10 protein-coding genes are annotated in these 13,582 nt (G+C 42.9%); 4 read left to right on the forward strand and 6 right to left on the reverse strand.

Annotated features, from left to right (window positions below):
• Positions 1–159: 159 nt before the first annotated feature.
• Entirely contained in the window at positions 160–1,536 is a 1,377-nt protein-coding gene (locus M9194_RS01905; RefSeq protein WP_250610638.1) for a sensor histidine kinase, read from the forward strand.
• A complete protein-coding gene (locus M9194_RS01910; RefSeq protein WP_250610639.1) occupies positions 1,536–2,168 on the forward strand; it encodes a response regulator in 633 nt (210 codons plus the stop codon). The genes M9194_RS01905 and M9194_RS01910 overlap by 1 nt, the downstream gene beginning before the upstream one ends.
• 42 nt (positions 2,169–2,210) lie before the next feature.
• Here M9194_RS01910 and M9194_RS01915 read toward each other — a convergent pair whose 3' ends face one another.
• The 5 genes from M9194_RS01915 to M9194_RS01935 form a co-directional block, all read right to left on the reverse strand.
• Complete coding sequence (locus M9194_RS01915) at positions 2,211–3,710, reverse strand: peptide MFS transporter (RefSeq protein WP_250610640.1); 1,500 nt, start codon at positions 3,708–3,710, stop codon at positions 2,211–2,213.
• Positions 3,711–4,188: 478 nt separating this feature from the next.
• Positions 4,189–5,151, reverse strand: a complete 963-nt coding sequence (locus M9194_RS01920) for a transposase (RefSeq protein WP_250610641.1) — start codon at positions 5,149–5,151, stop codon at positions 4,189–4,191.
• Between the two features lie 190 nt (positions 5,152–5,341).
• Entirely contained in the window at positions 5,342–6,256 is a 915-nt protein-coding gene (locus M9194_RS01925) for an omptin family outer membrane protease (RefSeq protein ID WP_250610642.1), read from the reverse strand.
• Between the two features lie 276 nt (positions 6,257–6,532).
• Positions 6,533–8,257 carry an ABC-F family ATP-binding cassette domain-containing protein gene (locus M9194_RS01930; RefSeq protein WP_250610643.1) on the reverse strand — a complete coding sequence of 575 codons (1,725 nt, stop codon included), beginning with the start codon at positions 8,255–8,257 and terminating at the stop codon, positions 6,533–6,535.
• Positions 8,258–8,623: 366 nt separating this feature from the next.
• Complete coding sequence (locus tag M9194_RS01935; RefSeq protein ID WP_250610644.1) at positions 8,624–9,955, reverse strand: DEAD/DEAH box helicase; 1,332 nt, start codon at positions 9,953–9,955, stop codon at positions 8,624–8,626.
• 406 nt (positions 9,956–10,361) lie between these two features.
• On the opposite strand from M9194_RS01935, the gene M9194_RS01940 reads away from it, so the two are divergent.
• Entirely contained in the window at positions 10,362–10,607 is a 246-nt protein-coding gene (locus M9194_RS01940; RefSeq protein WP_250610645.1) for an Lpp/OprI family alanine-zipper lipoprotein, read from the forward strand.
• A gap of 72 nt (positions 10,608–10,679) precedes the next feature.
• Here the strand turns inward: M9194_RS01940 and M9194_RS01945 are convergent, their stop codons facing one another.
• Positions 10,680–11,060, reverse strand: coding sequence for a hypothetical protein (locus tag M9194_RS01945; protein ID WP_250610646.1), 381 nt, complete (start codon positions 11,058–11,060; stop codon positions 10,680–10,682).
• A 572-nt stretch (positions 11,061–11,632) separates the two neighbouring features.
• Between M9194_RS01945 and M9194_RS01950 the strand changes: the two genes are divergently transcribed.
• Positions 11,633–13,342 carry a S8 family peptidase gene (locus M9194_RS01950; RefSeq protein ID WP_250610647.1) on the forward strand — a complete coding sequence of 570 codons (1,710 nt, stop codon included), beginning with the start codon at positions 11,633–11,635 and terminating at the stop codon, positions 13,340–13,342.
• Positions 13,343–13,582: the final 240 nt, after the last annotated feature.

The following is a 13,582-nucleotide window of genomic DNA, read 5'->3' on the forward strand; positions in this document are numbered from 1 at the left end:
TTATCGACACCCCTTAATTTCTGATAAGAAAACTTCACAAAAAGCCGAGAATTAATCAATCCTGACGAATGTATGCATCAACAGTAATATCACTTTCCTATCGTTATCGAGAGTCATACGGATATTGATGTTACACTCAGTGTCGATTAGACTTGCCGTATGGATATGCTAGTTATCTTCAAAATTTACCTGCTTTATGGCCTGATGTTTTTCGCCATATTTTTCGCCATACTATTCAGAAACTTAGCATATAGCCAAATCCGTCTCGCCTCAGCTTTACCGATTTTTGCTGCGTTTGGGCTCATTCATGCCATTCACGAGTGGTCTGAGTTATACCTGCTTATTTATCAACATGAGTTTTTTCCATCCCCAGCTTTAACTTTATTTAAACTGCTAAAATTATGGCTTTCTTACATTGTTTTAGGCATTTTCGCTTGGAAATTGGTAGCTCTCACCAGTTGGCGCTATAAAGCCTGGGTGAGGACCTTGGTTATCGCAGTATTAACCCTATTCGTGGTGAATATTATTTTGCGTTACTCAGATGAAAGCTTTACTTTTTTTGTCCACCACACGGAAATACAGATACGGCTTATTTTCAGTTTCGGCGCAAGTTTGCTGGCAGGCTGTGCTCTGTACAACTACGCCATTTCACTGGAGTTTGATGGACACGGCTCATCGATCCCGTTCAAGTTAACTGGGCTAGCACTGATAACTTACGGAGTCTCATCTGGCATCTTTACTACGGAACTGGGATTATGGGTGTTAACACTGCGCGTCTTTTCTGCTGCTGCCCTACTGGTGACGTTATGGTATGCATTGAGAATATTTGATGACGAAAGAGACAAACAGCTGCAAGGCGCACTCAACCAGTCTTTGCAAGACGCTAAGCTAAAAGAATTAGGCGAACTCACTTCAGCAGTGGCCCACGAGATCAAAACGCCAATCAGTAGCGCGATGATGAGCTGCGATTTACTGGCTAATCAAGTGCCTGAGAATGAAGACTGTCTAAGGCAGCTGGATAGAATTCGCTATGGGCTATCTCGCGCTGCAGAAATCAGCCAAGAGGTGCTAAGTTACGCTCACCACAAGCCTCTACAGCGAAAACCCGTGTATTTACACGCCATTATCGAATCTTCACTTTCACTCAACCAATATCGACTCACTGATTTTCACGTTGATTTGGATGTAGACCGTGATCTTATAATTCTTGGTGATGAAGGTTTACTAGAGCAAGTCGTTAGTAACCTTATTGCCAACTCAATTGATGCAAGTACGAGCAAAAAATATCTACGCGTCGAAGGGCACCAAGATAAGCTTAATGCAACGGTGCGAGTGGTCGATCATGCAGGCGGATTACCAATAAGTTTGATAGATAAAGCGACACAACCCTTTTTTACCACAAAGCCGAAAGGAGAAGGCACCGGAATGGGATTAGCCATTGCCAAACAAATTATTTTACAACATAACGGTACGTTCACACTGTCCAACAGTGAAGGTGGCTTGACCGTTGAAATTCAAATACCAAGGGAAATCTAATGACACTGAAACTGCTTCTCGCTGAAGACGATGAACAATTAAGAGAAGTATTGATTGAAGCGCTGACTTTAGAATCATTCGACGTTTCCGCATACACCAATGCAGAAGACGCACTCGATGCAGCCGCAAATGACCATTTTGATATTGCTCTATTTGATGTGGTCATGTCTGGCATGACAGGCATTGAAGCGTTGAGCACCTTAAGGCGACTTCACCCTAATATGGGGGTCATTATCACCACAGCATTTGCAACGGTCGATATTGCGGTTGATGCAATGAAAAAAGGCGCGGACGAGTTCCTTACCAAACCGTTTAATCTCGCGACTTTATCCATCACATTAAAGCGGGTACACGCGGAGCGCGCGCCCAAAACACCTATAGATGAAAGAAGTGACGATCTCATATTCAATGCCTTATCCAACCCAATTCGGCGAATGGCGGTCAAACAGCTGAAAGCACACCGTAAATTGAAATTTATGGATTTGTGCCGCGTTGTCGGTGTGGAGGACCATACCAAATTCAACTTTCACCTCAAACAACTGGTCAATTGTGGCCTGGTCGAAAAAGAACAAGGACGAGTCTATTCGCTTACCGAAAAAGGCTTGCAAGTCTATTCCAGTATGCTGAGATAATATCCCCAAAATAGGCCCTCCTTAGAAAGGAGGGCGGAACCTCTAGACGATGGCAATGCCTTTATTGCGAAGGGAGTTTTGTAAATAACGCATGACAAACCAAAGAGCCACGCCAGTTACAAATGCCACGAGGCTCATGTTCAAAAAGTAGTCGCCGTAGTTATGGATGGAAGACAGTTTATCTGTGCCATGCGCTACAGCTACGAGCTTACCAAGCTGGCCAGAAATCAAATTTGACATCGATGACGCCAAGTACCAAGCCCCCATCGCAAAGGCAATCATTCTTGGGTGACAGTACAGACCAATCATAGATAGGCCAACCGCACTAACAAAAAGCTCTGCTATGGTGATTAATAAGTAGGAGAGTGCAACATAGTTGCCACTAGAAATGCCTGTCGCGTAACCAGATTCAGCCCCTAGCCAAAGGACTAGAATCGCCAATCCAGCTAAAATCACGCCGACTGAAAACTGATAAGGAATAGTGAACCCTTTAAATTTCCTATAGAAACGAGGCAACAAGCTACCTACTGCTAAGATGATGATAGGATTGATCATTTGGAACTGAGCTGCCTCCAGTTTGACGCCCAATATCTTCAAGTCAGTGTTATTCTTGATAAACATAACCATGGTTGTCGCCATTTGGTTATATAGAACAAAGAAAACGATAGCAACAAGTATCAAAAAGGCCGCTACCAGTTGTTTGGTTCTATCCACGCCTTTTAGCATCATGGTTCGTGCACAGAACAACAGGATACCTACCGTACAACCGAGCCCAATCAGATAAGTGCTTAGATGCGGCTTAAGGAAAGTAACATAAGTCACCAAATAACCAATGACCAAAAAAGCTAAAACCGGAATAAGACGTTTTAACGTCATTTTCGATTTATCCATATTATCTACTACGTTGTCGTAGAGCTTACGTTTAACGATGAAGTTCATAGCCGCTAAGGCCTTACCTACCACAACTAAAGCCAGAACTGACATCACGCCAAGGTGGCTGTTCATCAACATAGGTGCAAGCCCGATACCGATGAGCGAGCCTACGTTGATTGCCATGTAGTAATATGTCATTCCAGACTTGCTACCAACATCATCGTCTTTATAGATTCGACTGACCAATGCCGAAGAGGGAGACATGACCAGAGCATTAACAACTGGCACTAGTGCGTAAGCCAAGATGAAAGCCTGAGTACCAAATACGTGCACGTAACTGCTGCCCACATAAACAAGAGCGTAAGCGATAGCTAATAGAGAGACACCCCATGTGATACCACGGCGGATACCTAGGTATCTATCGATAATCATGCCACCTATGAATGGCATTAGATACCCCATCGCTTGAGTAACCCCCATGAACTCGTACGCTTGAGATTCTGTCATCCCCAATCCATCTTTCACCACCGGCAGGGTTAAAAACAGAATAAAGACCGATATAATTGCATAAGATGCGAACTGGCCTAGAAAAGTGATCGTTGTAACATTGAATACTTGGCTTCGAATCAGCTTGGGTGTTTGAGCTGTGGTTTGTTGTTCTAATTGCAAAATTCGACTCCGCTGTAACTTTTAACTTTAGTCATTTATATTTTCCTTTTTATTTAACAAGTTAATGCACATTGATAAATTTGATGTTCTAAACGAAAATGTAACATAATGCATATATAAAAATTACGCAACAATATGAATTTATTAACTTTTTTATAAATAAGGAGCGCTCCTTTTTTAAAAGGACATACACCTTCAAAGCTTATTAAAGGACATACACCTTCCATCCCATGCCAAAAGAGGACACACACTTTTCTTTGGTATAGGCCTTATAAGGACACTCACCTAAATATCAGATCAAAAGTACAGCACCAGCACTGAGTAGCGTCGAATTTATGAGTTGTTTTGGGCTAGGACATAGCTCAACGAAATCAGAGCTATTTACTGAATTGTTACTGAAGATAAATTAGTTAAAGCATGAAATATCGGGCGCTTTCTAGAGAAGAACTTGCTCATTAAGCTGTATTGAGACTACCACCTAGCCATCCAAACAAAACGAATGGATACGTTTCCGGCTCGTTTGCCGCTTTTGCATTGCTAGACTGCGTGCGCAACCAATCGAGCTAGCTCTGGCTTTCTCCAATTGTGTACAGGCTAGCATCCACTGCTTGGTGGTTAAATTCAGCCGATTCAAGATAGAGGGAGTACTCTCTTTAAGAGAAGCTTTCCCCTCTCGATATTGACGAGCGCTCCAATCCACCAACGTTAGGTAGTCGATGAGACGGAAAGGAAGTCCTTTTATCTGCTCATTATTTTTATTGCCTATGAAGTCGGCTAATCCTGACACAAATGCCTGGTCTCGCTTTAAAGCGCTAACCCGTGCCTTTATCGATGTGTGTGCAGAAGTTTCTGGCATTTCTTCAATTCCTGCTCGCACTGGGTTTAGATCTACGTACGCCATAGCCGCTATCAAAGCTTGTTCATCCATCAACGCTTGGCTTTTGAAACGACCTTCCCAAAAATGGCCTTTACATCCGTCTTCTTGGTTCGCTCGGCAAGCGATATAAAAATTCAGCTCTTTCATAAACCAACTGAGGCTGTAGAGTCGTCTACGCCACTCTTCAATTAAGATCTCTACCGACTCTCGTTCAGCTTGGTTACTCACCTCACCACGCAACCAGCGCTCAACCAATAATGGTAGGCGATGATTTTGTCCCCATCGTTGTACAACCCGCAACTTCGTCAGGGTATCAGCTCCCTCCTTATCGAGATAAACGACGAGATGGTAATGATTGCTCATCACAGCATAGGCGCAGATATCCACACAATAGATATCCGCAAGTTGATAGATTTTTTCTTCAACCCAAGCTCTCCGATGCTCGTAGCTCTTCCCTGTTAACTCATCTTCACCGCATAAATAAGAGCGACGCACGCAACGCGATACGCAATGGTAATAGGCGGTAGATTCAAGGCAAATCAATTGCTTTCGCGCAGTGGTCATTCTATTCACTTCCGTATTTCGTATTGGATATTGAATAGTTTGCAAAGTGGTGAAGAAAAAGAAATCAAAGAGAAGTCAACATGCTACACACAACATTAAAAGTCATACTTTGGCCACATTTAGGCGTCTGTCCCCTATACCCCACATTACCCCACATTGGCTATTTTTTAGTGCCTGTCCCGTATACGAACTAAAACAAATAGTTCAAACCAATAGAGACCGTTGAGTGTTCATTGTCTAAGCCGGCGGCATTTGGTGAGAAAGAGGTCGCGCCTGTGCTGGTGTTAACTGTTGTGGTATCCGCTCGTGCTTCAAAATACTTAGTGTAAACATATTCAGCGTAAATCTTAGTTTGAGAAGAAAAGCGATAACCATAGTTAACTGACAGTGAGACAAAATTAGACAGCTCATTACTGTCATCATAAAACCTCAAATTACGTAAATAGTGGTTGTCTACATCCTTGGCATATACCCATGGACTCCATTTCACAGAGGTGGCAAATTCAGATCGGGATCCCAAGGTGTATTCTCCAGCGAGACCTAAGTAAAATACGCTGTATTGTTGCTTGTAATCGATTACAACAACATCGGCAAAAGAACCAACATTTGCGCCGTTATTGTAAGAAAAAGTCCCGCCTATTCCGTCCCATTTGAATTCGTTATACTGATAACCGCTGAGTAGCCCGACTTTATAGTTGACTTGTTGTACAAACCAATAGATAGAGTTTAAGTCGATTTCAAACGCATGTCGTAACTTGGTGTCAGGATGAATTGAAATATCGGTCGGAGAAGATTGATTCGCATCCTGCCAGTCTCTGTCCTCCATATGAGCGTCTCCATTGCTCGTGAGTACTGACCAAATACGTCCTTGAAGTGTTAAGTCTGACTCGACGTCCCAGATGATACCCAATTTGATAATTGGCACATCCTCAATTTCCCAATCAAGTTGGCTAAGCTTTCTGCCCGAGCTTTCATACACCAACTCTGTTGATGATCCATTTAACACGCCAAGGGAGCCCTCAAAAGTAACATTGCCATTGTTACTCGCCGCCCTAGCTTCAGGTGCGAAAAAAAGAGGAATTAACAACAAGGAGAATTGTTTCATAAGGGGGTATAATACTCCGAGGAAGCATGTATCGATAAATAAATCGATTTTTATTTCAACGTGTTATCGAACAAATATTCAACATTTACTTCAAAACGTAGGGTACAAACGGCAGAGGGTCAATTTGCCGGAACAGGCCATTTAATAAAACGTGATCTTGCTGCGCACCTTCTGATGTTTGCTAAAGGGACAGGCACCATTGTAAGAAGGACAGGCACTATTGAAAAAATGCAAAGGCTGAATTCGCCTTTGCATTTGATATTTACATTCTCCTCTTCACAATTGTAATTGCGTGTTAATCGAGTCGATTTCTTCTCGCCATTGTTTCTGTAAGTTTGGCTTTTGATGCTTAGCTCGCCTGTTGAGATCGTTTTCCAATAAAGACTCCAACTCAATCAATCGTTCAAGTAACTGATCTTGAGTGGATATTGGACTATCTATCCCCTCCTGCATTGGCTGTTCTTTTCCCTTTTCGCCGTTATTTAATATTTCCGGGTACTGAAGCGCCATTTGGAAATACACTTCCTCCGCTGAAAGATATTCCACCAGTTGGCCATTTTGTATTAGCCAAAATCGATTACAACTTTGCTCAATCAAGCTACGGTCATGGCTAACCAACAATGCAGCACCTTGAAACTCAGTCAGGGTTTGGATGAGTTCTTCCTTACCCTCCATATCAAGATGGTTCGTCGGCTCATCAAGGAACAAAAGGTGATGACGAGCAAGTGTTAAACCTATAAATAACAGGCGAGCACGTTCACCGCCGCTCAGTGAATCGACCGTTTGCTGATGTCTTTCATAGCCAAATCCTGCTCGAATAAGTGCGCGCTTACACTGCTCTGAGTTGGTCGCGCCAAAAGAGACAAGAGCATCACTGAGCGTATCTTGATCGCGCAGCTGCTGCAGTGACTGATCGTAATACCCCAAACGACATCGATGGTGAAACGTCACTGACGTCAAATCACCTGCGTTATATGCTCCATGCAGATGGTTAAGTAAGGTCGATTTTCCACAACCGTTTCCACCCAATACAGCAATACGGTCGCCACTTTTGATTCGTATTTCTCCCATCTCAAAAAGTGGCTCACCGCTATTAGGCGGTGTCACATGATAAGGCTTGATTGCTACCAAGCGATCAGCGGGTAACGCCTCTCCATGTAACTTAAGCACCCAAGGTGCGCCTTGACTTAACACCGTTTGTTCTTCTTCCAAACGCTCCTTTCTCGCCATCATGGTTTTGGCTTTTCTGGCCAAATCCTCGTTATCGTAGACTTGCCCCCAAACAGCCAGCCGCTTGGCGCTCTTCTCAATGCGGTCAATTTCCTTTTGCTCAGATAAATGACGTAACCTGTCGGTTTCGTCTTTTTCCAGTAAAGCTTGTCGCGCTTTGGAGCAAGGCATGGAGAAATGGTGTAGACACTGATCACGTAGAATCCAGGTCGTATTGGTTACCGAATCTAGCAAGATCTGATCATGGGACACAATCACAAAACTGCCTTTCCATGACGAAAGAAATTTCTCTAGCCAGATTAGAGAAGGTAAATCAAGGTGGTTACTTGGCTCATCCAACAACAGTAAGTCAGGTTGGTGTATGATTGCTCGGGCAAGCAACAGCCTCATCTGCTGACCGCCACTGCAATTTGCCACAGGCATTTCCCTTTCCGATAAATTAAATCCTAGCTCATCAAGCAAAAGTTCTGCTCGCCAATGCTCATCATCGGCTAATTGAACCGTTAGCGCGGACAATACCGAGGCAGAGTGCAGCGATACGGGAATATGCTGCTCTACATATCTCATCATGCAGTGATTGGCTTTCGCCACCGTGCCATGGCTGGCCTCCAAAGTACCTGCCAAGAGTTTTAGTAACGAGCTTTTACCACAACCATTGTGTCCAATCAGACCAATTTTGTCGTACTTATTGATAGTAAAGTTGAGTCCACTGAAGAGTGTGCTTGACGTATAGGAAAGAGTAAGGGATTGCGCAGTTAATAAAGTACTCATAATTTTCTCAAGAATTTTGGCCATACAAGGCCGTTGTCATAGAGCTGACAATAATCCTGTGAGCTTGAGAGAAAGTACTCGAATGACGTGAACGTCGTTATTTAATGTTTCGCTCAAGTCGAGATTATCGCAGCGCGATATCTAAAACTCTTGAGCGAACTCGATCGCCAAAACAACGTGGGGTTACTGAACACCACATAGACATAGAATCCTCCTTGTATTTCGTTAGTAAAGTGTGACCACTTTAGGTGAATCGATAACAGTATTCTAACCACTTGTTGTAGGATGTAAATACGCAATAAAAAGCGGCATCACACTGGTGACACCGCTTACAAGGAATTGTAGAAATGCTATCGACTGTACTACTTATTCATCGTCTTTCGGAGCCACTTTCTTTTTAGGTATAAACACTGCATCACCCACTGACACATTTTGATGGAAGCTCTTGTCGCGTTTTACTGGCTTCTTAGCTTGATGCTTTGTTTTTACGTTTTTCTTATGCTGCCCAGTTGATTTGCCTTTTTTGGCGTTTGGTTTCTTCGGTTTCAACCCTTTAAATTTCCCCTTTAGATCTTCAAATGCGCTAAAAGATAAATCTTGCTGTAAATAGGTTTCGACCCGTTTAAAGCTCGCCCAGTCTTTAGGCCCAACCAAAGATACCGCATCACCCTTGTTCCCTGCTCGGCCAGTTCGGCCAACGCGATGGACGTATTCTTCTGTGTGCTTTGGCATGTCAAAGTTGATCACGTGCGTCACGTTCGCAATATCCAACCCACGTGAGGCAACATCGGTTGTGACCAAGATTTTGAACACGCCACGCTCAAACTGGCTCATAATCGTGTTACGTTGGGTTTGGTTTAAATTCCCACTCAACGCAATCGCCTTTAGGCCTTGCTTGTTCAGCTTATCTGTCAACCTATCAGTATCATCTCGAGTGGCAGTAAAAATAATCGCCTGGCGGTAATCCGCCTCCTCCAGCACTCGGTTCAGCAGCGCTTCTTTATGATCTAAATGATCACACAGGTAAAATTTCTGCGTAATGTCTTTGTGTTCTTGATTCGATACACCAATGGCGATACGTCTTGGCTCTTCGAGCATTTCAGAAGCAATATCGTTAACTTCAGCGTGATCAAGAGTTGCAGAGAACATCAACGTCTGTCTTCTGCGGTGATTTGCAAGCTTGTGAATTTTTCTTAGCTCAGCTGCAAACCCAAGATCAAGCATTCTGTCTGCTTCATCAAGAATAAGCGTCTCTAAGCCATCGATATACAATGAACGATGCTCTAGGTGATCGGCCAGTCTACCCGGTGTTGCGACGATAAATTTTGGATAACGTCGGAGCGCCTTTACTTGGTCATTAAAGTTTTCACCACCAACAATAAGCGCTGCCGTATAAGATAAGCCACCCAGCATACCACGAAGCTCACCATACACCTGTTTTGCTAATTCACGAGTCGGTGCCAGTATCAACCCCCTTGGGTCGCGTGCAGAAAATGCCTTGTTCTTTAGCGATTTATGAAGCATAGGAAGAACAAACGCCAAGGTTTTCCCTGAACCAGTTTTGGACGAAGCCAGTAAGTCTTTGCCTGCAATAGCAACGGGGATGGCTTGCTGTTGGATATCCGTCGCTTGCTTAAAAGCATAGTGGTCAAGGTTTTTTAGTAGGCGGTTGTCTAAACCTAACTCTTTAAATTGCAAAAGATGCTCCTCTATTAAGGTTTCTCAATCATGTTAATTTCACATAGACTCTCCAATGCGAGGCGAGCGCAACTGAGAGACTAATAAAAAGCAGCGTATAATACCTCAACCAATGTAAGAAGGCCAAAACTGTCGGTGTTGTTTCGTTAAAGATACAAGTTATAAACGAGAGACTCCTGTAAAAAACGCTAATTTAGCCACCATACAAGCCTTGATTTCACATAAAATTTCATCTCAGCAATGAGACTTCAATCAATAATTCGAGGTATTACTTGAATAGTTAGGATAAATTGGCTTTTCAAATGTGGGTCATTTGTAGGATAGTGTCTACACTTTATTTCGTCACTATATAATGAAGAATGTGTAGGGCGACTTTTGATACTTAGTTAATACAAAGGAACAGTATATGAACAAAATCATTCTGGCAGCTGCAGCTTCTTCTGTACTTCTACTCGCTGGTTGTGCAGCAACGGATACGGAAACCGCGTCAAAAGTAGACGCTTTGACCAATAAAGTTGATGAATTAAGCCAAAAAGTTGATTCGTTGTCTTCTGAGGTTCAAAAGAATCAAGCGACATCAAAATCCGCTCAAGAAGAAGCCACTCGTGCCAATGAGCGAATTAACAACATCGCACAATCCTACACTAAATAGCTTCATATAAAGAGGGCCTAAGTTAATTAGGCCCTCTTCAGATTTCTACTGAAATATTCTTACTCTCAGCCGCTATGCGTTCGTTGGCGCTTGGCTTTCACAAGTTTGTTCGTTGTAGTCTAGCGTTGTACCACCAAGGCCTTCGAGTTTAACTCGAACCACCATGCCCGCTTTCACAAAATCACGTAATTGCTTACAAGCGACGCGATAGCTCGCCGTTTGCGAAGTCGCAGGATCCCACATGTAGCGAGTCCCCAAAACGCTTTCATCAAAGTAAATCACACCGTTATCAAGCACTTTAACATGCTTAATATTCGCTAGATCTTTTTGTGCAGTCGCAATGGTTTGTGGAGACGCTGTTGTTTTGATATTGGCAGGATTAATGGTTTGACAACCGGTCAACGTTAGACCTACACCTGCTAGTAATAGACTGAATTTTAATAACGTTTTCATCACGCTCTTTCTTATTCTGATGCTAAATCGCGGCGAATATAAAAGAATAATGTTGTCCCGTCTAGGGCCCATAAAGAGCAAAATTAGCTTTCCGCCTTAGTGATATCATCTATTTATTTATATATATCAAAAAGATAATGAACACTAGTACGTATTTAAGGCCTGAGAAACTATTTTTACATTTGCTTACATATTCAATTTTAAAGTACTATACCGCACTCATACCACCTCTTTATTCCGTATTAAATACTAAATAAAAACAATGTATTAGTTATCATCTAACCTCTTTACGTTACCTACTTACCCATTGCCTCAGTTTAAATGATCGACAGTAATGCAGGCCACTTGTTCAGAACACACCATCTAGATCTCTTTTTTCTGGACCAAATAATTAACCACCTGATTTAAAAGTTAATTATATCAATAAAACTTATCTCAAAGTTTGAGTAATAAACTTCGAGAATAATGAGATCTCAACATCATTTTATTGGCTATATGAATGATTTACTCGCTGTTACATTTTATCTTTTTGTGCGCTTTTCGAGCGCATAATTAAATAGGATGTAATTAAAATGAAAAATGGATGTAAACTATCATTCCTTGCTGCTGCCATCATGGCTACAGCGTCGGTTTCAGCTAGCGTCATTGTCGAACCGGTTCCGGTTAACTCTCCTTTTATCAAAGATGTAAAAGGTAATATTATCGAGGATTACTCTCGCCAGTCAGACAAATCCGTTCCATTATTTTCAATGCGAGCACTGGTTCAGAGCTCTGAACAACGGGGAGATTGGTTCAATATGTCAGCGAACTACACCAATGTACAAGGTGTAGGCGCCGACTATGTTTATGGCTCAGTCATTCCACCATTGAAACCACAACCGATAATCGTTGCAGTACTAGACTCTGGTGTGGACATAGATCACGAAGATTTAAGGAACAAATTGTGGACCAATAAGGGCGAAATCCCAGATAACGGCATTGATGATGATGGTAACGGCTACGTTGATGATATTCACGGCTGGAATTTTCTGGGTAACTCTTTTGGCGTGAATGTCGATCAGGATACATTGGAAGTCACCCGTGAATACAAAAAATATCTTGAGTTGGTCAAGAATCAGCAATGGATTCCACCTAGAAAACGGGAATATTATAAAAAGGTTGAAGCGGAATACCTTGAAGCCGTCGCAAACTATCAACGCTCTCTAGAAACCGTAACAACGACACTCGAGCAAGCCAACCAATTTAAAGAGACGATCACTGAGCTTACCGATCACAAAGACTTTACCGTTGACGGGCTTCAGGTGTTATTAACTCACCCAGATCCAAAAGTCGTCCAAGCTGCCGAAGGATTATTAACCATCTTTGATTCTTGGTATTCCTTTGATTATTTGGAATCTCGCAAAAACAGTTATCAAACCTCTCTCGATTATCACTACAACTTAGAGTTAGATACCCGTCGGGATATTGTCATGGATGATATCAATAACCCATGGGAAAAGGGCTATGGTAACAACGATGTTAAAGGCCCCGTTGGCTCACACGGGACTCACGTAGCTGGGATTATCGCTGCTCAGCGCAATAACGGCATTGGCATCGACGGTTTAGCCGATTACGCTCAAATCATGGCAGTGCGTATGGTGCCAAATGGTGATGAAAGAGACAAAGATATCGCCAACGCTGTTCGTTATGCGGTCGACAATGGGGCAAAAATCATCAATATGAGTTTTGGTAAAAGCTATTCCCCTCGCAAGTTTATCGTCGACAACGCATTCCGTTATGCCGCACGTAAAGGCGTGCTTATAGTGCATTCTGCTGGTAATAGCAGCAACGACAATGATATCAAACCAAGTTTCCCCAACCGCTTTGCCAAGTTCAAATGGTCTAGGCCCATCTCGACATGGCTGGATGTCGGTGCTTCAGCGCAGTACGCGAATGACTCTCTGGTCGCCAGCTTTAGCAATTATGGTAAAGAAACCGTAGATGTCTTTGCCCCTGGCTACCGGATATTGTCATCCACACCAAACAATACTTATGCCGTTAAAAGTGGCACCAGTATGGCAGCACCAGTGGTTTCAGGAGTAGCGGCCATGGTATGGTCCCGCTATCCCGACTTATCCGCGGTTGAGCTGAAAAAGCTGTTGATGGACCAATCTCGCCCTTATCCTGGCCTTCTAGTGAAAAATCCATCTTCCCCACAAGACTTGGTACCATTTAGCGATTTATCAATCTCTGGAGGTGTAGTTGACGCAGAGTCGATTTTTGCCAACTTGCAAAATCGTTAGCACGACAGCGATTAACTCGCTACTTTAACGTCCTTCCCTAGCGGATCTTCTCACTAGGGAAGGATTTTAAATGGTGCACACTCCACATTCCCCTATCGCAATACCAAATCTCCAACTTAAAAGCGCAAGTTCCAGCGAGATAGATTATCTGAAGAGAAATCACACATATATATAAATAGCCTTGGATTTGGGCATGTATCTATATACATTCTGCGCCCTATGTTTCACTTCACCTATAAC

This window comes from Vibrio sinus (genome assembly GCF_023634645.1).
GTDB classification, from domain to species: domain Bacteria; phylum Pseudomonadota; class Gammaproteobacteria; order Enterobacterales; family Vibrionaceae; genus Vibrio; species Vibrio sinus.